The sequence below is a fragment of the Testudinibacter sp. P17/SS/0325 genome, from assembly GCF_053570765.1.
In genome coordinates, this window is sequence record NZ_CM131635.1 from 1,287,538 (window position 1) to 1,311,584 (window position 24,047).

Annotated in this window: 22 protein-coding genes; 21 read left to right on the forward strand and 1 reads right to left on the reverse strand. The window is 46.4% G+C overall.

What is annotated here, in order from left to right; translation table 11 throughout:
- Positions 1 to 17: 17 nt before the first annotated feature.
- The 9 genes from ACWA50_RS06115 to ACWA50_RS06155 all read left to right on the forward strand — a co-directional run bounded on the left by ACWA50_RS06115 (position 18) and on the right by ACWA50_RS06155 (position 8,730).
- Positions 18 to 1,499, forward strand: coding sequence for an FGGY-family carbohydrate kinase (locus ACWA50_RS06115; protein ID WP_431050759.1), 1,482 nt, complete (start codon positions 18 to 20; stop codon positions 1,497 to 1,499).
- Positions 1,500 to 1,619: 120 nt separating this feature from the next.
- Positions 1,620 to 2,393 (forward strand): DNA-binding transcriptional repressor DeoR, encoded by a 774-nt coding sequence (deoR, locus tag ACWA50_RS06120; protein WP_431050761.1) that lies wholly within the window; start codon positions 1,620 to 1,622, stop codon positions 2,391 to 2,393.
- A gap of 118 nt (positions 2,394 to 2,511) precedes the next feature.
- On the forward strand, positions 2,512 to 3,582 hold the full coding sequence (locus tag ACWA50_RS06125; protein WP_431050763.1) for an ABC transporter substrate-binding protein: 1,071 nt from the start codon (positions 2,512 to 2,514) through the stop codon (positions 3,580 to 3,582).
- Between the two features lie 7 nt (positions 3,583 to 3,589).
- Complete coding sequence (locus ACWA50_RS06130; protein ID WP_431050765.1) at positions 3,590 to 4,390, forward strand: alkaline phosphatase family protein; 801 nt, start codon at positions 3,590 to 3,592, stop codon at positions 4,388 to 4,390.
- A gap of 23 nt (positions 4,391 to 4,413) precedes the next feature.
- Positions 4,414 to 5,250 carry an ABC transporter permease gene (locus ACWA50_RS06135; RefSeq protein WP_431050767.1) on the forward strand — a complete coding sequence of 279 codons (837 nt, stop codon included), beginning with the start codon at positions 4,414 to 4,416 and terminating at the stop codon, positions 5,248 to 5,250.
- Position 5,251: 1 nt separating this feature from the next.
- Positions 5,252 to 6,043 carry an ABC transporter permease gene (locus ACWA50_RS06140; protein WP_431050769.1) on the forward strand — a complete coding sequence of 264 codons (792 nt, stop codon included), beginning with the start codon at positions 5,252 to 5,254 and terminating at the stop codon, positions 6,041 to 6,043.
- Positions 6,043 to 7,035, forward strand: coding sequence for an ABC transporter ATP-binding protein (locus ACWA50_RS06145; protein ID WP_431050771.1), 993 nt, complete (start codon positions 6,043 to 6,045; stop codon positions 7,033 to 7,035). Before ACWA50_RS06140 ends, ACWA50_RS06145 begins: the two co-directional genes overlap by 1 nt.
- Positions 7,032 to 7,688, forward strand: coding sequence for an HAD family hydrolase (locus ACWA50_RS06150; RefSeq protein WP_431050773.1), 657 nt, complete (start codon positions 7,032 to 7,034; stop codon positions 7,686 to 7,688). Before ACWA50_RS06145 ends, ACWA50_RS06150 begins: the two co-directional genes overlap by 4 nt.
- A 193-nt stretch (positions 7,689 to 7,881) precedes the next feature.
- Positions 7,882 to 8,730, forward strand: a complete 849-nt coding sequence (locus tag ACWA50_RS06155; RefSeq protein WP_431050775.1) for a class II glutamine amidotransferase — start codon at positions 7,882 to 7,884, stop codon at positions 8,728 to 8,730.
- A 93-nt stretch (positions 8,731 to 8,823) separates the two neighbouring features.
- Here ACWA50_RS06155 and ACWA50_RS06160 read toward each other — a convergent pair whose 3' ends face one another.
- Positions 8,824 to 9,720: a LysR family transcriptional regulator gene (locus ACWA50_RS06160; RefSeq protein ID WP_431050777.1), complete on the reverse strand. Its 897-nt coding sequence runs from the start codon at positions 9,718 to 9,720 to the stop codon at positions 8,824 to 8,826.
- A 307-nt stretch (positions 9,721 to 10,027) separates the two neighbouring features.
- Between ACWA50_RS06160 and atoD the strand changes: the two genes are divergently transcribed.
- The 12 genes from atoD (at position 10,028) to murI (ending at position 23,864) form a co-directional block, all read left to right on the forward strand.
- Positions 10,028 to 10,684 carry an acetate CoA-transferase subunit alpha gene (gene atoD / locus ACWA50_RS06165; RefSeq protein ID WP_431050778.1) on the forward strand — a complete coding sequence of 219 codons (657 nt, stop codon included), beginning with the start codon at positions 10,028 to 10,030 and terminating at the stop codon, positions 10,682 to 10,684.
- Positions 10,685 to 10,717: 33 nt separating this feature from the next.
- Positions 10,718 to 11,383 carry a 3-oxoacid CoA-transferase subunit B gene (locus tag ACWA50_RS06170; protein ID WP_431050780.1) on the forward strand — a complete coding sequence of 222 codons (666 nt, stop codon included), beginning with the start codon at positions 10,718 to 10,720 and terminating at the stop codon, positions 11,381 to 11,383.
- 29 nt (positions 11,384 to 11,412) lie between these two features.
- Positions 11,413 to 12,594 (forward strand): acetyl-CoA C-acetyltransferase, encoded by a 1,182-nt coding sequence (locus tag ACWA50_RS06175; RefSeq protein WP_431050781.1) that lies wholly within the window; start codon positions 11,413 to 11,415, stop codon positions 12,592 to 12,594.
- A 54-nt stretch (positions 12,595 to 12,648) separates the two neighbouring features.
- Entirely contained in the window at positions 12,649 to 13,425 is a 777-nt protein-coding gene (locus tag ACWA50_RS06180; protein ID WP_431050783.1) for a 3-hydroxybutyrate dehydrogenase, read from the forward strand.
- Between the two features lie 174 nt (positions 13,426 to 13,599).
- Positions 13,600 to 14,949: a GntP family permease gene (locus ACWA50_RS06185; RefSeq protein ID WP_431050784.1), complete on the forward strand. Its 1,350-nt coding sequence runs from the start codon at positions 13,600 to 13,602 to the stop codon at positions 14,947 to 14,949.
- 240 nt (positions 14,950 to 15,189) lie between these two features.
- Positions 15,190 to 17,154 (forward strand): acetate--CoA ligase, encoded by a 1,965-nt coding sequence (acs, locus tag ACWA50_RS06190; protein ID WP_431050786.1) that lies wholly within the window; start codon positions 15,190 to 15,192, stop codon positions 17,152 to 17,154.
- Between the two features lie 134 nt (positions 17,155 to 17,288).
- On the forward strand, positions 17,289 to 17,924 hold the full coding sequence (gene gmk, locus ACWA50_RS06195; protein WP_431050788.1) for a guanylate kinase: 636 nt from the start codon (positions 17,289 to 17,291) through the stop codon (positions 17,922 to 17,924).
- A 69-nt stretch (positions 17,925 to 17,993) separates the two neighbouring features.
- On the forward strand, positions 17,994 to 18,272 hold the full coding sequence (gene rpoZ / locus ACWA50_RS06200; RefSeq protein ID WP_431050790.1) for a DNA-directed RNA polymerase subunit omega: 279 nt from the start codon (positions 17,994 to 17,996) through the stop codon (positions 18,270 to 18,272).
- A gap of 29 nt (positions 18,273 to 18,301) precedes the next feature.
- Complete coding sequence (spoT, locus tag ACWA50_RS06205; protein ID WP_431050792.1) at positions 18,302 to 20,434, forward strand: bifunctional GTP diphosphokinase/guanosine-3',5'-bis pyrophosphate 3'-pyrophosphohydrolase; 2,133 nt, start codon at positions 18,302 to 18,304, stop codon at positions 20,432 to 20,434.
- A gap of 13 nt (positions 20,435 to 20,447) precedes the next feature.
- Complete coding sequence (recG, locus tag ACWA50_RS06210) at positions 20,448 to 22,529, forward strand: ATP-dependent DNA helicase RecG (protein WP_431050794.1); 2,082 nt, start codon at positions 20,448 to 20,450, stop codon at positions 22,527 to 22,529.
- Complete coding sequence (locus ACWA50_RS06215) at positions 22,522 to 23,025, forward strand: chorismate--pyruvate lyase family protein (RefSeq protein ID WP_431050796.1); 504 nt, start codon at positions 22,522 to 22,524, stop codon at positions 23,023 to 23,025. Before recG ends, ACWA50_RS06215 begins: the two co-directional genes overlap by 8 nt.
- Positions 23,022 to 23,864, forward strand: coding sequence for a glutamate racemase (murI, locus tag ACWA50_RS06220; protein ID WP_431050798.1), 843 nt, complete (start codon positions 23,022 to 23,024; stop codon positions 23,862 to 23,864). Before ACWA50_RS06215 ends, murI begins: the two co-directional genes overlap by 4 nt.
- The last annotated feature ends 183 nt before the right edge of the window (positions 23,865 to 24,047 follow it).

The following is a 24,047-nucleotide window of genomic DNA, read 5'->3' on the forward strand; positions in this document are numbered from 1 at the left end:
TATATAAAGAGGATAGTATGAAGTATTATTTGGGTCTTGATTGTGGTGGGACTTTTATTAAAGGAATCTTATTGAATGAAGAAGGATATATTTTAAACTGTATAAAAGAAGAGATTGAAGTAATTAGCCTTGATCTGGGGTATGCCGAAAGAGATATGATACGGTTTTGGCAAAAAGTATCTAATTTAATTAAAAGACTTATTAAGTCAAGTGGCGTAGATTCAAATAATATTCATGCAATCGGAATATCTTCGCAAGGTAAAGGCGCTTTTTTACTTGATTGCGATTTAAAGCCGCTAGGTCATGCTATCCTATCATCAGATAAAAGGGCAGATTATATTGTTGAGAGGTGGAGACAGAATAATATAGTTGAACAGAGCTACGCTATAACATGTCAACCTGTATGGTCTGGTCATCCAGTATCAATTTTACGCTGGATTAAAGAAAATGATCCTAATAGATATGCAAAGATATACGTTGTTTTAATGACGCATGATTACTTGAGGTTTTGTTTAACAGGTAGACTGTATTGCGAGGAGAGTAATATATCTGAATCTAATGTCTATAATTCACATAATAGAAATTACGATAAAAATTTATTTACTCTATTTGATATTGAAGAAATGTATGAAAAATTTCCACCTATTATTAAATCTAATGAAATAGCAGGATATGTAACAGAAAAAGCGGCTAAGTTATCGGGGCTAAGAGCGGGCATACCGGTTGTTGGTGGTTTTTTTGATGTAACGTCCTCAGTCTTTTGTGCTAACCTAGAAAATGAATCTCAATTAAATGTTATTTTTGGTACATGGACTATTGTTGGCGGTATTACAAAAAAAATTAGATATAATAAAAATAAAATAATTTATAGTAACTATTTGAATAGTAAGGGTTTTATTGTTCATGATGATAGTCCTACATCAGCTGCTAATCTTGAATATTTTATTGAACAATATAATAACCTAGATTACGAGCAAATAAATCAGGAGATATCTAAAATTCCAGTTGCTTCGAGTTCCATATTATTTATACCGTTTCTTTATGGTTCTAATGTTATTCAAGAAATGAAATCTGGCTTATATGGTCTGCAATATTATCATTCAAGGTTTCATATTCTTCAAGCTGTTTATGAAGGTGTGATATTTAGCTTTATGTATCATTTAAATAGGATTAGAACGGTTTTTAATGATGTTTCAATATTAAAAGTTATGGGAGGGATAACAAAATCTGATGTGTGGCTACAAATGTTAGCAGACATAACTCAACTTCCTTTAGAGATTTTAGATATTGAGGAACCTGGGTGTTTAGGTGCTGCATTGATGGCAATGCAGGGTGATAATCAGAATACAGACTTTATAATAGAGAAGATGCATTGCAAAAAGAAAATAATTTATCCAAATCGAAGTAATAGCGTGCTATATCAGTTAAAATATCATCGTTATTTAAAATTAGTGGAATTATTGCGGGATTATGAATTGGATTTAAAAAATTTCACTTAATATGTAATAGAACGTTTCATTTAAGTTTTTAATTAAATAGATGGTTTTGATGTGCTGATAATTATCTGATGTTTTAAATGGTTTGTTACAGTTAAATTTTAAAATTTTCTTAAGGTTAATATGATTAATAAAAAGAATGGCAGGATTCAGAAGTTAGAATATTTATTAAAGCAGGTGGATAGAGTTCATCTTAGCGATGCCGCAGAAATATTGAATGTATCTGAGATGACTATTCGTCGAGATATAAGTTCTAATGTAACTGAAATAGTTTTATTAGGTGGATATCTTTTAAAATCCAATGAAAAATCAAATAATTATTTCTTGCTTGAGCAGCAAGATAAAAATATTATAGAAAAAATGTATTTAGGTAAAATGGCTGCATCTTTGGTGGAAAATGGTGATGTTATTTTTTTTGATTGTGGTACAACGATTTCATTTGTTGCTTCTCAAATACCAGATTCTATAAATTTTACTGCAATATGTTGTTCAATTAATACCTTTATTATTTTGCAAGAAAAATTAAATTGTGAATTGTTATTGATTGGTGGCACATATTCAAGAGATAATGCTATGTTGACACCATTTCAAAATCAAAACCTTTTAGATAATATCTGCACTACAAAGGCATTTATTGCGACTTCCGGCGTTGATCCGCATTATGGATTAACTTGTTTCAGATTAAATGAAGCTCAAATAAAACAGAAGGCAATAGCTAAAACCAGAAAAAAGATTATTGTTTTTGATCATACAAAATTAAATAAAGTACATTCTGCATATATAGATGACATTAATAACTTTAATATTATACTTTGTAACCAATCTTTACCGTCAGAGTTCAATATCTCAGCGGATAATATTGCAACAAACGAAGATGAATTATTAAAGTTTAGATAACTTGTTCACTCGATGGTTTTCTTCGCTCTGTTCTGCTGTCATCATACTGTAACATTCCCCCGCTATACTCATTGTCTCTTCAATCTGAAGATCACTTCAAACACAAAAGGAGACTTAAATGGGCTTGTCATATTTTAATAAAAAAAGTTTAGTCATTGCCTTAACCGCACTGAGCGTCGGCTTGTCGTCTGCGTATGCCGCAGGGGATTTGGCGGCGTTGGAAGTGGCGGCGAGAAAAGAAGGCGCGGTGAACAGTGTCGGTATGCCGGACACGTGGGCGAACTGGAAAGATACGTGGGTGCAGTTGGGCGAGAAATACGGCTTGAAGCACACTGACACCGATATGAGCTCGGCACAGGAAATTGCCAAGTTTGATGCGGAAAAGAAAAATGCGACCGCGGATATCGGTGATGTCGGCGCCTCTTTCGGACCGATTGCGGTGCAAAAAGGCGTGACCCAAGCGTATAAAACCAGCTATTGGGATGACATTCCGGCATGGGCGAAAGATGAAGACGGGCATTGGATGTTGGCGTATACCGGCACGATTGCCTTTATCGTCAATAAAAATACCGTGAAAAACACTCCGCACAGTTGGGACGATTTGCTGAAAGGCGATTATAAAGTGACCGTCGGCGATGTCAGTGTGGCGGCGCAGGCGGTGAACGGCGTGTTGGCGGCGAACTTTGCGCGCGGCGGCGATGAAAAAGATTTAACCCCGGCATTGGATTTCTTTGCCGAGTTGGCGAAACAGGGGCGTTTGGGCATGGTTGATCCAAGCATTGCCAACTTGGAAAAAGGCGAAGTGGAAGTCGGTGTCGTATGGGATTTCAACGGCTTGAACTACCGTGATCAAATCGATCCGACCCGTTTTGAAGTGCTGATTCCGTCGGACGGCTCGGTGATTTCCGGTTACACCACCATCATCAATAAATATGCCAAACACCCCAATGCGGCGAAATTGGCACGCGAATATATTTTGTCCGATCAAGGGCAGATCAACCTGGCGCGCGGTTATGCCCGTCCGATTCGCGCCGACAAACTCAGCTTGCCGCAAGATGTGGTGGCGAAATTGTTGCCGTCCGAGCAGTACAAAAACGCACGTCCGATTCAAGACGGCAAAGCATGGGAAAAAACGGCTAAACAACTGCCGCGCCTGTGGCAGGAAAAAGTCATTATCAATATGAAATAAGAGGTTGATGATGAAAGCAATTCTGGTGATTTTAGACGGCTTGAATTATGCCACCGCCGTGCAAACCATGGGGCATTTACAGGCGTTGTGTCGGCGCGGCATGGGCAAATTGTATCAAGTGCAAAGCGAACTGCCTGCGCTGTCGCGCCCGTTGTACGAGTGTCTGCTCACCGGTGTTGCGCCGATTGACAGCGGCGTGGTGAATAATCGCATCACCCGCTTGTCGCACCATCGGAGTATTTTTCATTATGCCGCGGCGGCGGGTTTGACAACCGCTGCGGCGGCGTATCATTGGGTGAGCGAGTTGTATAACCGCACCCCGTTTAATCCGACCTTGGATCGCCATGTGCAAGCACCGCACTTGCCGATTCAATATGCGCATTTTTATTACGCCGACGACTATCCCGATTCCCATCTGTTTGCCGACGGCGACAGCCTGCGCCACTTGCACCAACCGCACTTTTTACTGTGCCATTCGATGAATATCGACGACATCGGACACCACTACGGACAAGACAGCAAACAATACCGTGATGCGGCACGCCGCGCCGATAATATTTTGTCCGATTACCTCGCGACGTGGTTGCAAGAGGGCTATCAGGTGATTATCACCGCCGATCACGGCATGAATGACGACGGCAACCATTGTGCCGATTCCGACACGGAGGCACGCGTGCCGTTTTATGTGTTCGGCGAGGCGTTCAGTTTGACGGATACCGCCCTTTTACAGACCGAGATTTGCGGCACGGTTTGCCAAATTTTAGGTGTAGAACACGATAAACCGTTTTGTGCGGCGCTATTAAAATAAAAAATTAACGTAGAGGCAATTTGATGAAAGGGAAAGGGTTAGCGATTGCGGCGATGTTGCCGTTTTTACTGTTTTTCCTCGCATTTCAGCTGGTGCCGCTGATTTGGATTGTGATTAACGGGTTTCAGCTTGAAGACGGCGGTTGGGGGGTGGCGAATTTCAGCGAAATTGTCAGTTCCTCGTTTTACTTGCAAGCGATCCGTTACTCATTGGAGATTTCGCTTTGGTCGAGTCTGTTCGGGCTAGTGATTGCGCTGTTCGGCAGCTATTCCCTGAGTGCGATCAAACCGTCGCGGGTCGGCGATTTTATTTTGTCGTTCAATAGCATGACCAGTAATTTTTCCGGCATTCCGCTTGCGTTCGCGTTTATTATTTTGCTAGGGGCGAACGGTGCGCTGAATCTGCTGTTACGTCACCACGGTTTTGCCGCAATTGATATTTATTCCAAAACCGGGATTATCATTATTTATACCTATTTCCAAATTCCGTTGGCGGTGTTGCTGCTCTATCCGGCATTCGATGCCTTGAAACGGGAGTGGCGCGAGGCGGCGGCGTTGCTCGGTGCGAACAGCACGGCATATTGGTGCAAAATTGCCGTGCCGGTGCTAATGCCGGCGTTGCTCGGCACGCTGGTGGTGCTGTTTGCTAATGCGATTGGTGCGTATGCCACGATTTACGCCCTCACTAGCGGCAACTATAACGTCGTGCCGATCCGTATCGGCGCCTTGGTATCGGGTGATATTTTCCTCAATCCGTATCTTGCCAGTGCGCTGTCGTTGTTCTTGATCGCATTAATGTTAGTGGTGACGCTGGTGCACCGTGGGTTGGGTAAGCGTTATAACTATCAGGATAAAAGGTAAGATGATGGCGAAAGATCGTATTTATCATTACAGTGTGTTATTGGTTTTGTTGCTGATTTTAGCTGCGCCGATTGCCGCAACCGCACTTTATTCCGTTTCCACCAGTTGGGGCGCAACCCTGCTGCCTGACGGCTTAACCTTAGATTGGTATCACCAACTGTGGACGGACGAACGTTTTCTGACCGCACTTTTCCGTTCGTTGTGGATCTGTTTCACTGCGTTGGTGGTGGCGATCGCTTTCACCTTTCCGGTGATTTTTGTGGTGGATTACTATTTCCCCAAACTGAAACCGTTGATGAATTTAGTGGTGATTTTGCCGTTCGCCATTCCGCCGGTGGTGTCGTCGGTCGGGCTGTTGCAGCTCTATTCCGATGAGCCTTTTGCCATCACCGGCACGCCGTGGATCTTGATCGGCTGCTATTTTATGATTGCCTTGCCGTTTATTTACCGGGCGATTGAAAACAATTTAAGTGCGATTAACTTGCGCGATCTGGTCGATACCGCCCATTTATTGGGCGCAAGCACCTTGCGGGCAGTATGGCAGATTATTTTACCTAACCTCAAAAATGGGCTGTTATCGGCGATTTTCCTCTCATTTTCATTCCTGATCGGCGAATTTTTGTTTGCCAATATGTTGGTCGGCGGACAATACGAAACCTTGCAGGTTTATCTCTATAACATCCGCAACCGTAGCGGACACTATTCCAGTGCGTTGGTGGTGTCGTATTTCCTGCTGATTTTATTTGCCACCCTGATTGCCAACAGCCTTAACCGTGAAAAAAGGAAAGATTAATGTCTTATTTAAATGTGGTTGATTTAGATAAAAAATATGGCGACAACACCATTTTTAGCAATATCCGTTTTCATGCCGATCAAGGGGAATTCGTCACTTTGTTAGGACCGAGCGGTTGCGGCAAATCCACCTTGTTGCGCTGTATTGCCGGTTTGACCGAGATTGACAGCGGACAAATCGTGCTGAACGGGCAGGAAATCACCCACGCCACGCCGCAAAAACGCAATATTGCGATGGTATTTCAAAGCTATGCGTTGTTTCCGAATATGAATGTGTATGACAACGTGGCGTTCGGGCTGAAAATGCGCAAAGTGCGGTCGGCGGAAATTCAGCAACGGGTTGCGCAGATTTTAGCGTTGGTCGAATTGGAAAAATACCGTGATCGCTATCCGCAGCAGTTGTCCGGCGGACAATGTCAGCGGGTGGCGTTGGCGCGTTCGCTGGTTACGCGCCCTGATTTACTGTTGTTGGACGAACCGCTGTCGGCATTGGACGCACGCATTCGTAAACATTTGCGCCAGCAGATCCGCCAAATTCAGCAGGAACTGAAGCTGACCACGATTTTCGTGACCCATGATCAGGAGGAAGCTTTGACCATGTCGGATCGGATTGTGCTGATGAATCAGGGGCGGATCGAGCAAAACAGCGATGCCGAAACCCTGTATCTTGCGCCGCAAACCCGTTTCAGCGCCGGTTTTATCGGCAGCTACAATATTCTCGGCGCCGCAGACGCTGCTCGGCTGCTGGCGTGCGAAGTGCGGTCTGATATTGCGATCCGCCCCGAATCCATCAGGCTGGAGGCTGATAGCGAGCACGGACGCGGCGTGATTGTCGGGCGTAGTTTGTTGGGCAATATTATCCGTTATAAAGTGCGCTTGGACGGCGTGGATCTGACGGTGGATAAACTCAATCTGTCGCGCGAGCATTTTTTCCCACTCGGTACGATGGTGAAAGTGGAATTTGAACAGGGGCAAATCAGGGAGTTGCAATGAGTTTAGTGCTATTTGATCTGGACGATACGCTGATCGACGGCGACAGTGCTTCTTTGTGGAGCGAATTTATGCTACATCGCGGTTTGGTCGATCACGAATTTGTCGAACGGGAATACTTGATGATGCAGAAATATGCCGCCGCTGACATGTCGATGGACGATTATATGGCGTTTACCCTTGCACCGTTGCGGGGGATGTCGCAAGCGGAGATTGCCAAACAGACCGCACTTTTTGCTTTAAATGAGATTGAGCCGCGGATTTATCCGGCGGCAAAACAAAGCGTCAAACAGGCGCAACTTGCCGGACAACGGCTGATCATGATTTCGGCGACCGCCGATTTTGTGGTACAAGCGGCGGCGAAACGGTTGGGCATTCGTGAAGTGATTGCGATTCAAACCGAGCTGCTGGACGGACATTACACGGGCAACACCGTCGGGGTGCTCAGCTACCAGCAGGGCAAAGTAACCCGTTTGCAAGCCTATCTCGGTGATCATTATGCCGATTTAATACGTGCTGCGACGTTCTACTCCGATTCGTGTAACGACCTGCCGTTGCTGAACGAAGTGGGCTATCCGAAAGTGGTCAATCCTGACCGCACTTTGCGCCGGCACGCGGAAAAGTGCGGTTGGCAAATCCTGACTTGGCAGCTGTAGGGGCTGTCGCTCTTTATTTATAATTTGAGCAATGGATCCTAAAATCAGCAACCACAAAACGGATAAAAAATCTGCGAAAAAGAATATCCCCCTATTTTATATTGGTAAAAAAAGCGTATAATTCTGCACCATTCGACTTATCTTTTCGCTTCTTTAAGAAGTATTATTTTTGAGTTTTGCAGGATCGCATTATATGTGTCAACTTTTGGGCATGAACTGTAACAGCCCGACCGATATTGTTTTTTCTTTTGAAGGTTTTCGCCGCCGTGCAGGGATCACCGATCACCATTCCGACGGCTTCGGTATCGCATTTTTCGAAGGCAAAGGCGTGCGCGTGTTTCGCGATGACAAACCGTGCAGTTCATCGCCGATTGCCGATTGCGTCAAGCAGTACCACATCAAATCCTTGAATGTGATCGCGCATATCCGCAAAGCGACCCAAGGCTTGGTGAATCTGGAAAACACCCACCCGTTTATGCGTGAAATCTGGGGCGAAAACTGGGTGTTTGCCCACAACGGCAACTTGAAAACCATGCCGGATCTGTCGGAAAGCCGAGCGCAACCAATCGGCACAACCGATTCCGAAGCGGCATTCTGCTACATGGTGGAAAAACTCAAAGTGCGCTATCACAAAAAGCCGAGTGATCAGGCGATTTTCGATGCGGTGCGTGAAATTGCGAATGATCTGGCAGAGCTAGGTACGTTTAACTTTATCCTGTCTAACGGACAAATCATGCTGGCGCATTGTTCCACCAATTTGCATTATGTCATGCGCAAAGCCCCGTTCGGCAAAGCGTTCCGTATTGACGATGACGGCGTGATTGACTTTAACGACTTCGCCAAACCGAACGACCGGGTGAATATCATCTCGACCTTTCCGCTGACCAAAAACGAAGAATGGGTCAAAATGGAACACGGCGGTTTTGTGATGTTCAAAGACGGCGAAAAAATCCATGAAGTGGTCGGTATCTTCAAACACATGGAAGATGACGGCACGACGTGCCGCGCACAAGAGCAAATTGAAACCCAGAATGCCGCTTGATTAATGTTAAATTTCCAAACCGCACTTTTAGGGCTGATCAGCTCCCAATCAAAAAGTGCGGTTTAATTTTTTCTCTTTTTTGCATACTATTCTTTAAGATTTAAATGCGCTAAGTAGCGAATCTAAAATATAACTTTCAATATTACTGTAGTTATTTTTCCGCAATCGGCATAATGTTACTCGCCAAGGAACCGGATCTTTAATTCGTCGACAGACATAATCATTTGCAGGGTAAATTTCAGCAATCGGGAACGGTAAAATCGTTAATAATTCTTTATTGATTTTGGTTGAATTTAATAAAAAGTCCCAAGAGCTGGATTCTACAATAATATTCGGATAACTATTGTGCCGTTCAAAATATTCGCTTAATTGGTGATAAATCATAAATGTTTTATCAAAGATAGCCATTTTTTCATTATGTAAATCCTGCCATGTTAAGATTGATTTTTGTGCCAAGTGGTGTTGCGGCGAGAAGAAAACCGCCAGTTCGGAATGCGAAATTTCAAAAGAATCAATGATATTTTTAGAAATGCCTTCCGGGTAAAGCAGCACGGCTAAATCAATATTCTCCATTAATAATTCGTTTTTTAATACATATGCGCCTTGTTCTTTAATACTGAAGTTAATGGTCGGATTATTAAGAATCAAATGCGGCATAATTTCAGAAAATACAACGGATAAAACTAATGGCGGAATACCGATGGTAATATTTCCGGTAATTTTATTCGTGATTTTACGCAGATTGTGATTCATATTATTATATTTTTCGATAATCTCTTTTGCATCGTGATAATAATTTTCTCCAACGTAAGTCAAACCGATGATTTTTCCCTGCGCGCGCTTGAATAATTGAATGGCTTCCCGTTTTTCAAAGTCGTTAATCATCATGCTGAGTGCCGGCTGCGAAATATACAGATGTTGTGAAGTGCGGCTTAAATTAAAATTGTTATCTACAATCGCGATGAAATAGCGCAGATGTCGAATATCCATATCATTCTCCGTTAACTTTCTTGACTATTCCTATTTTATCTTAAAAACCTATAAATAAAATTGATAGATATCTAAAAAATCAGTATTTCTTTTTCTGTTTTTTTCCTGTTATGCTCGATTCAAATTATAACAATGGTAGAGGGGTTGTTTATAACCTTATGAAAAATAAATAAAATTATGAATTGTTTCAAATAAAAAAGAGATGTGGGAAATATAAAAAATTTAGAAATAGTTTGTTCTATTTTCGATGAATTAAGCGTGTAATTAATTATGTATAAATAAAATATATATCATTTGGAGAGTCATTATGTCTAAAGTTATTGCTATTGCCGAGATAAAAAATCATCTGTTTGACGGGATGACGATTATGTCCGGCGGTTTTATGGGGATCGGCTCGGCGGAAACATTGGTGCAGGCGATTTTAGATGCCGGTACTAAAGATATTACGCTGATTAGTAGCGATACCGCATTGGTTGATAGCGGCGTAGGACCGCTTATTGTGAACAACCGGGTTAAAAAAGTGATTGCTTCCCACATCGGCACTAATCCGGAAACCGGCAAAAAAATGATTGCCGGAGAAATCGAGGTGGAATTGGTGCCGCAAGGCACTTTTGCGGAGCGTATCCGTGCCGGCGGTGCCGGTTTGGGCGGGATTCTAACGCCAACCGGAGTAGGAACGGTGGTGGAAGAGGGAAAACAAAAGATACGAATCGATCAGGTCGATTATCTGTTAGAACTGCCGCTGAAAGCCGATTTGGCACTGATTAAAGCGCATACGGCGGATACTTGCGGCAATTTGATCTATGACGGTTCCGCCCGAAACTTTAATCCGTTAATGGCGCTGGCTTGCAAAACCGTGATTGTCGAGGCGGATTATTTGGTTGAGGCAGGGGAATTAGAACCGAATCAGGTGATCACGCCGGCAACGTTGGTGGACCATATTGTGTTAAAAACCGCACTTTGATCAGTTAAGTGAAGCAATCAGAAGGAAAAGGATATGAATGCAAAAGAATTAATTGCTCGCCGTATTGCAATGGAACTTAAAAACGGCGATGTCGTCAATCTGGGAATCGGTTTGCCGACGATGGTGGCAAATTACCTGCCTGATGACGTGAATATCATGTTGCAGTCCGAAAACGGCTTTTTGGGATTGACCGCTTTGGATAGCGAAACGGCGAACCCGAATATTGTTAATGCAGGCGGACAACCTTGTTCGATTAAGGCTGACGGTGCGTTTTTTGACAGCGGCTTTTCCTTTGCCCTCATTCGCGGCGGACATGTCGATGCCTGTGTGCTGGGCGGTTTGGAAGTCGATCAGGAAGCTAATCTGGCGAATTGGATGGTGCCGGGCAAAATGGTGCCGGGTATGGGCGGTGCAATGGATTTGGTCACCGGTTCGCGCAAGGTCATTATTGGTATGGAACATTGCGCCAAATCGGGGTCGTCAAAAATTCTGAAAAAATGCACTTTGCCTTTAACTGCCAGAAAGAAAGTACATATGGTGGTGACCGAATTGGCGGTGTTTAGTTTTGTCGACGGCAGATTAATTTTGCAAGAACATGCGCCAAACGTTGATTTGGAGACGATTAAAACCAAAACCGAAGCGGATTTTATCGTCGCGGACGATTTTAAAGAGATGGTGATCAGCCGTCAATCTATGTAACCGATAGCCGTATAAAAAAGGAAACAGATATGGAAAATATAGTTATTGTCAGCGCCGTCAGAACCCCGATCGGCAGTTTTAACGGTGCGCTTGCGACGGTAAGTGCGGTTGATTTAGGCGCATTGGTGATCGAAGAGGTTTTAAAACGGGCAAAAGTTTCGGCGGATCAGGTTGACGAAGTGATTATGGGCAATGTGTTGCAAGCCGGCTTGGGACAAAATCCGGCACGGCAAGCGGCATTAAAAGCCGGCGTTGCGCAGCAAGTTGCTTCTTTAACCATTAATAAAGTGTGCGGTTCGGGACTGAAAAGCGTGGTATTGGGTGCGCAAGCCATCCGCAGCGGCGACGCGGATGTGGCGGTGGTCGGCGGTATGGAAAATATGAGCCAAGCCCCGTATCTGCTCAACAGTAAAGTGCGGTCCGGCGTGCGCATGGGCAATTTAACTCTGCAAGACACTATGATTGAAGACGGGCTGACCTGTGCGATCAATCAATATCACATGGGGATTACCGCAGAAAACATCGCCGAACAATACGGTATCAGCCGACAAGAGCAAGACGAATTTGCTTTGCGTTCCCAAACCTTGGCGGCGCAAGCGGTGCAATCGGGCGTATTCGATGCGGAAATTGTGCCGGTGACAGTGAAAACGCGTAAAGGTGAAGTGACGGTACAGCGTGACGAGCACCCGAAATTTGATTGCTGCTTAGAACAGCTTGCGACATTGCGACCGGCATTCAAAAAAGACGGCACAGTCACCGCAGGCAATGCTTCCGGTATCAATGACGGAGCAGCGGCATTGTTACTGATGAGTGAAAGCAAAGCGCAAGCCTTAGGGTTGCAGCCGTTGGCAAAAATTCGCAGCTATGCCAGTGCAGGCAATGATCCGGCGGTGATGGGATTAGGTCCGATTGAGGCGACCCAAAAAGCGTTACAAAAAGCCGATTTGACGTTGGATCAGATTGATTTGATTGAAGCGAATGAAGCTTTTGCCGCCCAATTTTTAGGCGTGGGCAGAGAGCTGAATTTTGATTTAAGTAAAACCAATATTCATGGCGGCGCAATCGCACTCGGACACCCGATTGGCGCAAGCGGCGCGCGGATTTTAGTTACCTTGTTGTACGGCATGATCGCACAACAGGCAACATTAGGTTTGGCAACATTGTGTATCGGAGGAGGTCAGGGCATTTCGATGATTCTTGAACGGGTGTAGATTTTCTCTTTTATTGGTAACAGTCTGATTAATAATAACAAGTTGAGGTTAAAGATGATTGATGTAAATGGAAAAGTCGCTGTGATTACAGGTTCGGCCAGTGGTATCGGCTTGCATATGGCGAAGAAATTTTTAGCAAACGGCGCGAAAGTCGTGATCAGTGATGTCAATGAGGACGCATTGGCAGCGCGGCTGAAAGAATTTGATCACCCGAATGTATTGGCGGTTAAAACCGATGTAACCAAAGAAGCAGAGATCGAGAATTTGATTGCGACGGCACAACGCCACTTCGGAAGATTGGATATTTTCGTCAATAACGCCGGTATTCAACATGTTGCACCGATAGAGGATTTCCCGACTGAAAAATTCGATTTGATGCTCCAAATTATGTTGCGCGCCTCTTTTTTAAGCATAAAGCACTGTTTACCGCTCATGAAAGCGCAGAAATTCGGACGGATTATCAATATCTCCTCGATCAACGGCTTGGTCGGTTTTGCCGGAAAAGTGGCGTATAACGCCGCCAAACACGGGATTATCGGGATCACACGGGTTGCCGCGTTAGAGTGCGCCAAAGACGGCGTTACCGTCAATGCGATTTGCCCGGGTTACATTGAAACGCCGCTGGTGTTGAATCAAATGAAAGATTTGGCGAAAACACGCAATGTCAGTCTTGAAAATGTATTGGAAGAGGTGCTTTATCCGTTGATTCCGCAAAAAACCTTAATTGATATTGATGATATTGCCAGTTTGGTGCTCTTTGCTTCCAGCCCTTGTGCGAAGCACATTACCGGCACTAACTTGGTGATCGATGCCGGTTATACCGCGCAATAACAAGAATCTCAGGGCGGAGTCTAGTCTGTTTTTGCAAACTGCCCCTGAGTAGGACGGATCAAAAGCAGGTTTCAAGGACGGAACCCGCTTTTTTTGACCCCACAAAATGTTGCAATATGCAGTCGGTTTGCTGCGTTTAGCGCCAAGAATCGATTCATTTATAGGAGAAGTAATATGCTGGGTATTTTGCTTGGTCTTACTATCATTATTGTTTTAGCTTTTCTCGGTTGGTCGATTATTTGGGTCGCGCCGATAGCCGCCGGCGTCGTTGCGTTGTTTGGCGGCTTGGATTTATTGACCGCCTATACCGGTGATTATATGAGCGGTTTCGTCGGTTTTGCCAAAACTTGGTTTCCGATTTTTATGTTGGGCGCTATTTTCGGCAAGCTGATGGAAGTCACTGCAATGGCGAACGCGATTGCCGAAACGATCAGCCGATGGCTTGGGGCAAAACGGGCGATTTTAGCCGTCGTTGTCGCCTGCTCGATTTTAACTTATGGCGGCGTAAGCCTGTTCGTGGTGGTTTTTGCCGTCTATCCGCTCGGTGTGTCGCTGTTCCGTCAGGCGAATATTTCCCGCCGTCTCTTGCCGGGCACGATTGCGCTGGGGGCGTTCACCTATACCATGACGGCTATTCCCGGCACGCCGCAAATTCAAAATTTAATCCCGACCAACTATTTTCATACCACCCCGGCGGCAGCGCCGTTGATGGGGATCGTTTCCGCCTTGATTATGGCGGTATTAGGGTATTATTGGTTAGTTTATCGTGAAACCGCACTTCGCGCCAAAGGGCAAGTATTTACCGAGCTTGAAGCGAAACAACCCGTGCAAACCGGAGATGAAGAGCGTTTGGAAAACGCCGCGGGACAGACAGAAACAGAAAAGGCAATGGCGCCGATTGAAAATAAAAACCCGAATTTCTGGTTTTCTATGTTGCCGCTGGTTTCCGTTGTTGTGGCGCTGAATGTGACCAAACTGTCGATTATCATTGCTTTGCTGATCGGGATCATGCTGATTTTAGTGCTGAGTGTGCCGCGCTATAAAACGTTTATCAAAGCGATTAATGATGGGGCAAACGGCTCGGTATTGGCAATCGTGAATACTTCGGCTGCGGTTGGTTTCGGCACGGTGGTGAAAGCCGTTCCCGGATTTGCGTTGCTATCCGATTTTCTGTTAACGATCAAAGGTTCGCCGCTTATTTCAGAAGCCATATCCGTCACCGCACTTGCCGGCGCAACCGGTTCCGCTAGCGGAGGCATGGGCATTGCATTGGAAAGCTTGGGACAAAAATATTATGAATTGGCAATGGTACAAGGCTTGAATATTGAACATTTTCACCGTGTTGCCGCCATTGCTTCCGGCGGATTGGATACCTTGCCGCATAACGGGGCAGTATTAACCCTATTAGTGATAACCGGAATGAGTCACCGCCAGAGCTACTTTGATATTGCGATGGTGTCTTTAATCATTCCTACTGTTTCGTTAATCACCGTTATTGGCTTGGCGAGTATCGGCATGGTTTAATCGGAATTCGGCATGGCGATCAGTCAACCCCCATGCCGTTTTATTTGTGATCAAGGTATCATTTTGCATACGATACCGCGATAAATTCCTCTATTTTGTGATCCAAGTCTTGAAACAAATCGTTAACAACTCTTGCTCATTTTTTTAACTTAATATAGGGTAAACGGTAGCTGATTTTATATATATAGCGATCGTTTGCTTTCTTTCGCTTCCTGTAACTTCGTTAAGAGGAACGCCGATATGCAACACCTTGATTCCGTATTAAGAGAGAACCGCATTTTCAAACCGAGTGATGATTTCCGTCAAGCCGCCAATATCGGGCAGTTGGAAGGGTATCAGGCGCTGTGGGAATTCGCCGACAAAGATTATCTACAATATTGGGCGGATTTAGCGCGCGAATTAATCAGTTGGAAAAAGCCGTTTATGACTATTTTCGACGACAGCAACGCGCCGTTTTACAAATGGTTCCCGGACGGTAAACTCAATGCCTCCTATAACTGTCTTGATCGCCATTTGCCGGATAAAGGCAACAAAACCGCTCTGATCTTCGAGTCCGATTTCGGGCAGGTCAACACGTTTAGCTACAGCCAATTGCATAATCGGGTGTGCCGTTTCGGCAATGCGTTGCGCGAACTGGGCATTGGCAAGGGCGATCGGGTGGTGATTTATATGCCGATGATTGTCGAAGCGGTGATTGCAATGCAAGCCTGCGCGCGTATCGGTGCGATTCATTCGGTGGTGTTCGGCGGGTTTTCCGCCGGCGCCTTACGCGATCGGATTGAAGACGCCGAAGCCAAATTGGTGATCACGGCTAACGGCGGTTTGCGCGGCGGCAAGATTATTCCGTTGAAAGAAACGGTGGACGAAGCGCTGGAGATGGGCTGTCCGACCATACAAAACGTGGTGGTCTATTACCGTTTGAATATCGATACGCCGTGGCAAAACGGGCGCGATCTCTGGTGGCATGAATTATCAAAACACCAACCGGATTTTTGCGAACCGGAGTGGATGAACTCGGAAGATCCGCTGTTTATCTTGTATACCTCCGGTTCGACCGGCAAACCGAAAGGGATTGTGCATAGCACGGCAGGCTATTTGTTAGGTGCGCTCAATACTTTCCGCAATGTGTTTGATAACAAGCCGGAGGATATTTATTGGTGCACCGCCGATGTGGGTTGGATCACCGGACACTCTTACGTCTGTTACGGACCGTTGGCGAACGGCGCAACTCAGGTGATTTATGAGGGCGTGCCGAGTTATCCTGATCCGGGGCGGATTTGGCGTACCATTCAACGGCATAAAATTAGCGTGTTTTATACTTCGCCGACCTTGATCCGCTCTTTGACCCGCGTTGGCGAGCGGATTCCGAACAAATACGATCTCTCTTCGTTGCGACTGTTGGGCAGTGTCGGCGAACCGATCAACCCGTCGGCGTGGATGTGGCTGTACGATGTGATTGGTAAAGAACGCTGTCCGATTGTCGATACCTGGTGGCAAACCGAAACCGGTTCGATCATGTTGTCGCCGCTGCCGGGGATCAATTCGATGAAACCGGGTTCCTGTACCTTGCCGTTGCCGGGGATCATGGCGGATGTGGTGGATGAACAGGGGCAGAAAATTCGCGATCAAAGCGGCGGAATGTTGGTGATTAAGCGTCCGTTTCCATCAATGTTGCGTACGATTTGGAATGATGACGCCCGTTATCAAGCCACCTATTTTCCGGAGGAACTCGGCGGCAAATATTATGTTGCCGGCGATTCCGCCCACCGCGATGAAGACGGTTATTTCTGGATTTTAGGACGTACCGACGATGTACTGAACGTTTCCGGACACCGTCTCGGCACCATGGAAATCGAATCGGCACTGGTCGCCAATCCGCAGGTAGCGGAAGCGGCGGTAGTCGGCAAACCGGATGAAATAAAAGGCGAGGCGGTGGTGGCGTTTGTGGTGTTGAACACGCCGCTGCCGGACGGCGAGGAAGCCAAAGCCCTGGCCGATGAGTTGAAACAGTGGGTATCGAAAGAAATCGGTAAAATTGCGCGTCCGGAGGATATTCGTTTCGCCGAAAACTTGCCGAAAACCCGTTCTGGCAAAATCATGCGCCGTTTGCTGCGCTCGATTGCCAAAAACGAAATGATCACCCAAGATATTTCTACGCTGGAAAACCCGCAAATTATCGGGCAATTGCAACGGCAGGTGTTGTAATTTAGCCGTATTTTACCAAAGTGCGGTTTATTTGAACCGCACTTGTCTATTTTCTTGCTAAACAATGTATTTTCCGACTGCTTTTTTTTGCATTTTACGACATAATCAAGCGATAACCAGCAACAAGGAAAATTATGCAACAAGGTCAACTCTATATTGTTTCCGCGCCGAGTGGGGCGGGCAAATCCTCGCTGATTGCGGCATTACTAGAACAGATAGCATTAAAACAACGCGCAAACAAGGCGCAAGTTTCGATTTCACACACCACGCGCCAACCGCGTCCCGGCGAAGAGCACGGCGTGCATTATTATTTCAGTACGGTGGCGGAATTTGAAGACTTAATCGCACAAGGGCTGTTTTTGGAATATGCCAAGGTATTCGGTAATTATTACGGCACCTCGATTCCGATGATTGAACAGAGTTTGGCGCAGGGAATCGATGTCTTTTTGGACATCGACTGGCAGGGCGCGCAGCAAGTGCGGTTGAAAATGCCGAATTGCAAAAGTATTTTTATTTTGCCGCCGTCGCTGCAAGAATTGGAACGGCGCTTAATCGGACGCGGGCAGGATTCGGCGAAGGTGATCGCCTCGCGTATGGCGAAAGCGATCAGTGAAATGGAACATTATGCTGAATATGACTATGTGATTATCAATGATAATTTCGAACAATCGCTGGCAGAACTGCAAGCGGTGTTGTTGGCAAATCGCGTTACGTTGGCGGCACAGCAGCAAAATCGGCAGCGATTACTTCAGCAATTACTGGCGAAATAACGCTAATTTTAGTATCATATACCGTTTTTATAACAACAGACCCTATACTGAATTGAGTGGAGAAAAACTATGGCACGAGTAACTGTGCAAGATGCGGTAGAGAAAATCGGTAACCGTTTTGATTTAATTTTAACCGCGTCCCGTCGTGCGCGCCAACTGCAATCCAATGCGCGCGAGCCGCTGGTTGAGCCGGAAAACGATAAACCGACCGTGATTGCGTTGCGTGAAATCGAAAAAGGCTTAATCAACAACGAGATTATGGATAAACAAGAGCGTTACGAACAATTAGAACAAGAAACCGCGGAAATTCATGCCGTTTCCCTGTTGTCTGCTGAAGAACAGGCATAAGCCGATATTTCTAATAAGGCAGGTGTGATTTGTATCTATTCGAGAGCCTAAACCGGATTATTCAAGGCTATTTGCCACCGGAACAGATCGAACTGGTGAAGCAAGCCTATGTGATCGCCCGTGATGCCCACGAAGGCGTAACCCGTTCCAGCGGCGAGCCGTATATCACCCACCCGGTGGCGGTGGCGTCGATTATCGCCGAGATGAAACTGGATCACGAAGCGGTGATGGCGGCGTTGTTACACGACGTGATCGAAGATACCCCTTACACCGAACAACAGCTGACCGAAGCCTTTGGGCAGAGCGTCGCCGAGATCGTCGAGGGCGTGTCGAAACTGGATAAATTAAAATTCAGGACACGCAAAGAGGCGGAAACCGAGAATTTCCGCAAGATGATTTTGGCGATGACCAAAGATATTCGGGTGGTGTTGATTAAGCTGGCAGACCGCACCCACAATATGCGCACCCTAGGTTCGTTGCGCCCGGACAAACGCCGGCGTATCGCTAAAGAAACGTTGGAAATTTACAGCCCGTTGGCACACCGTTTGGGGATTGAGCATATCAAAAACGAATTGGAGGATTTAGGCTTTGAAGCCTTGCACCCAAACCGTTACCAAGTGTTGCAAAAAGTGATCCAAGCCGCGCGCGGCAACCGCAAAGAGATGATTCAGCGCATTGCCGATGAAATCAAAGGGCGGTTGGACGATGCCGGTATCCATTCACGCGTATTTGGTCGAGAAAAACATCTGTATTCGATCTACCAAAAAATGCGTTTAAAAGAGCAGCGTTTCCATTCGATTATGGATATTTACGCCTTTCGGGCAATCGTCGATGATGTCGATACCTGCTACCGCGTGCTGGGGCAAATGCACGGATTGTATAAACCGCGTCCCGGGCGGGTGAAAGATTACATCGCCATTCCCAAAGCCAACGGCTATCAATCGCTGCACACCTCGATGATCGGGCCGCACGGCGTGCCGGTCGAAGTGCAGATCCGTACCGAAGATATGGATCAAATGGCGGAAATGGGGGTGGCGGCGCACTGGGCGTATAAGCAAGGCAGCGAAGTCAAAAATACCACCGCACAAATCCGTGCGCAACGCTGGCTGCAAAGCCTGATAGAGTTGCAGCAAAGTTCGGGCAACTCGTTGGAATTTATCGAAAGCGTGAAATCCGATATGTTCCCGGACGAAATCTATGTCTTCACCCCGAAAGGGCGGATCGTCGAATTACCAACCGGCGCAACCGCGATTGACTTTGCCTATGCGGTGCATTCCGACATCGGACAAACCTGTATCGGCGCACGGGTCGATCGCGTGCCGTATCCGTTATCGCAACCGTTGGAAAGCGGGCAAACGGTGGAAGTGATCACCGCGCCGTCGGCACGCCCAAGTGCGGGTTGGCTCAATTTTGTGGTGACGGCCAAAGCGCGTTCTAAAATCCGCCAAACCCTGAAAAGTTTACGCCGCGACGAATCGGTTATTTTAGGCAAACGCCAACTGATTCATTCACTTTCGCCGTACAAATTGGAAGATATTGATCAGCAACGCTTGCAACATTTATTGACCGAGTTAAAACTGAGCGATTTTGACGATCTGTTGGCGGAAATCGGCTTGGGCAATCAAATGAGCGCGGTCATTGCGCACAGTTTGCTGGGTGAAAAAATTGCGATTGATACTGACGGCATTCCGAATAACCACAAAGATTCTAATAACTTGATTATCAAAGGTGCGGAAGGCTTGCTGATCAGCTGCGCCAAATGTTGCCACCCGGTACCGGGCGACCCGGTTATTGCATTTGTCAGCCCGGGCAAGGGCTTGGTGGTACACCATGCGTCTTGTTCCAATATTGTGCGGGAAAGTCAAAACCAACCGGAGCATTTCACGTCGGTTGAGTGGGAAAAGAGTGAAAACACCGCCGAATTCGATGCCGAATTGCGGATTGAAATGGTGAACAAGCAGGGGATTCTAGCGAATCTGACCTCGGCAATCGCGGCAACCGGCAGCAATATTAAAAGCATTGTCACCGAAGAAAAAGAGGGGCGGGTGTATGTCGTCACTCTTTTGATCTCAACTCACAACGTACAACAACTGAACGGCGTGATGAAAAAGCTAAGTGCGGTTTCCGGCGTGATTGAGATTGTGCGTAATATCAACGAATAACCTGAGTTGAATAATGAAAGAGCAGTTGCTAGATGCGATTCCGCTGACCGCACTTACCGGAGTGGGCGCGGCGGTGGCGGCAAAGCTCGCTAAAATCAATATTAACAATGTGCAGGATCTGCTGTTTCACCTGCCGAGCCGTTATGAAGACCGCACGCGCATTACCCCGCTCAGTCAAATTCGCGCCGATCAATACGCCACGATTGAGGGCGTGGTGCAAACAGCGGAAGTGACTTTCGGCAAACGTCCGATTTTAACCGTCACGTTGTCGGACGGCAACAGCAAAATCGGTTTGCGCTTTTTCAATTTCAATGCCGGCATGAAAAACAGCCTGCAAGCCGGTACACGGGTGAAAGCCTTTGGCGAGATTAAGCGTGGGCGCTTTATGGCGGAAATCCATCACCCGCAATATCAAATTATTCGCAACGATCAGCCGGTTGTTTTAGAAGAAAACCTCACGCCGATTTATCCGACCACCGACGGCTTGCGCCAAACAGCACTGCGCAATCTAACCGAGCAGGCATTGAAATTATTGCACGGCACACCGGTGAACGAACTGCTGCCGCTGGAGTTTAATCCGCACCGTATCAGCCTGAAAGAGGCGCTGACTTGCCTGCACCGTCCGCCGCCGAATATTTCTTTCGAACAATTGGAACAAGGCAAGCACCCGGCACAACAGCGGCTGATTTATGAAGAATTATTGGCGCATAATTTGGCAATCCAGCAAAGTCGGGTCGAAACCAAACGCTTGAATGCGGAAAGTTTAACGGTTGATCCGCACTTGACCGCACTTTTTCTGGCACAACTGCCGTTTCGGCCGACCAAAGCACAACAGCGTGTGGCGGCAGAAATTCAGCAAGATATGGCAAAAAACGAGCCGATGATGCGCTTGGTGCAAGGGGATGTCGGTTCAGGCAAAACGTTGGTTGCGGCATTGGCGGCGTTGACGGCAATCGGGCAAGGCAAGCAGGCGGCACTGATGGCACCGACTGAAATCTTAGCCGAACAGCACGCACAGAATTTCCGCCGTTGGTTTGAGCCGTTGGGAATTGAAATCGGCTGGCTTGCCGGCAAAGTGAAAGGCAAAGCGCGCCAAACAGCGTTGGATCAGATCAAGTGCGGTCAGGCGAAGATGATTGTCGGCACGCACGCGCTGTTTCAAGAAGATGTCGAATTTGCCAATTTATCATTGGTGATTATCGATGAACAGCACCGTTTTGGCGTACATCAACGGCTGATGTTGCGCGAAAAAGGGCTGAAAAATGCATTTTATCCACACCAACTGATTATGACCGCAACGCCGATTCCGCGCACGTTGGCGATGACGGTGTATGCCGATTTGGATACCTCGATTATCGATGAATTGCCGCCGGGACGCACCCCGATTCAAACCATTGTGATTTCCGAAGAGCGGCGCGATGAAATCGTGCAACGGGTTAATCAGGCGTGTAACAATGAAAAACGGCAGGCGTATTGGGTCTGTACCCTGATTGAAGAATCGGAAGTGCTGGAAGCGCAAGCCGCCGAAGCGATCATGCAGGATCTGCAACGGGCGCTGCCGAATCTCGCCATCGGCTTGGTGCATGGGCGTATGAAAGCACAAGAAAAACAGATGGTTATGCAGCAATTCAAACAAGCGGAATTGGATTTGTTGGTGGCGACGACGGTGATTGAAGTCGGGGTTGACGTACCGAATGCCAGTTTGATGATTATCGAAAATGCCGAACGCTTGGGCTTATCGCAATTGCACCAACTGCGCGGGCGGGTCGGGCGCGGCAGCATTGATTCTTATTGCGTGCTGATGTACAAACCCCCGCTCGGCAAGGTCTCGCGCCAGCGTTTGCAAGTATTGCGCGACAGCCAGGACGGTTTTGTGATTGCGGAAAAAGATCTGCAAATTCGCGGGCCGGGCGAAGTGTTGGGCACAAAACAGACCGGTATTGCCGAATTTAAAATTGCTAATTTGCTGCGTGATCGCAAGTTGATCCCCTTGGTACAACACAACGCACGCCAACTTATTGAACGCTATCCGAGTTGTGTGGACGGCTTGATTCAACGCTGGCTTGATCAACGGACAATGTACAGCAATGCCTAAGCAGAAAATAATTCCGGGTTACCGCACTTGGTTGCAAAGTGCGGTTTGGCAACAGGGCGCAACCGCACTTTCGGCGACGGAACAAGAGTGGTTGTTGTGTGCGGAATCGTTAACCGCAAAACTAAAACGGCACTGTAAGCTGTTTCAAGTCGAGTTGTTACACCAAGGTTGGCAAAACGAGCTGTTCAGTAATGAAAGTGCGGTTTTAGCGAAAAATCAACGCTATTGGTTGCGTGAAGTCTTTTTATATGGCGATCAACAACCTTGGCTCTTTGCCCGCACCGTTATTCCCGAACAGCTTTGTATACAATTCCCGCCGTTATTGGCGCTAGGCGACAAACCGTTAGGTGAATTTTTATTCGAACAAAAATTCGTACGCGGCGAGTTGGAATGGAGTAAAATGGACGGATTAGCGGCTAGGCGCTCTGTTTTTTCAATGCAAGACAGCTGGTTACTTGTCAGCGAATTGTTTTTAGATGATTTTGGCTATTTATGATGAAGAAAAATAATCCATTACCGACTGTTTTGGTGTTTGATTCCGGTGTCGGCGGCTTGACGGTCTATGCTGAAATACAGGCATTATTGCCGAATTGCCATTACCTCTATTGCTTGGATAATGCCTTTTTTCCTTACTCGGAAAAAAGCGAACGGCAGATTATCGACCGCACTTTGCTCGTTTGTCAAAAGTTAGTCGCACAGTATCCGATTGATCTGGTGGTTATCGCCTGTAATACCGCGAGTACGGTGGTATTGCCGACATTGAGAGAGCAGCTGCCGCAGCATATCGAAATCGTCGGTACTGTACCGGCAATCAAACCGGCGGCACAGGTGTCACAAACCAAACATATCGGCTTGTTGGCAACCAAAGGTACGGTAAAACGGGCTTATACCGAAGAATTAATCCAAAATTATGCTGTCGATTGTGTTGTCGAGAAAATCGGAACAACCGAATTAGTCGAACTTGCAGAAAAGAAAATGCGCGGCGATTCGGTGGATTTGGGACGGTTGCACAATATTGTCAAGCCTTGGGTTGAGTTGAAAACGTTGGATACGGTCATTTGGGGTTGCACCCATTTTCCATTACTGGAAAATGAACTGAAACTCTGTCTGCCGCAAGTGAAATATTTTGTTGATTCCAGCAAGGCGGTAGCAAAACGGGTTAAACAGCTATTGCAGGAAAAACAATTATATCAAGTAGAAAGTAGCGAATTACCAAGCGCAAAAAAACTGATTTTTTCTACCGCAGCGATTAACCATATTTTCGGCTTCCAAAGCATGATGCAACGTTACGGTTTCAGCGAATGGCAACAGGTAGATACAAACCAACCGGACTAATACTAAAGTTTTACGTCTAAAATGCCGGTTAAATCGGCATTTCGCTTAAGAAACTAGCAATCGCTCTTTTTTCCGCAAAAATAATGATCTTTTTTTAAAAAAGATCTTGCCAAAAAATTTTGCCGCCCTATAATGCGCTTCCACTGACGGCGACAACGCAAAACGGCGTGGCAAGTCGGTGAA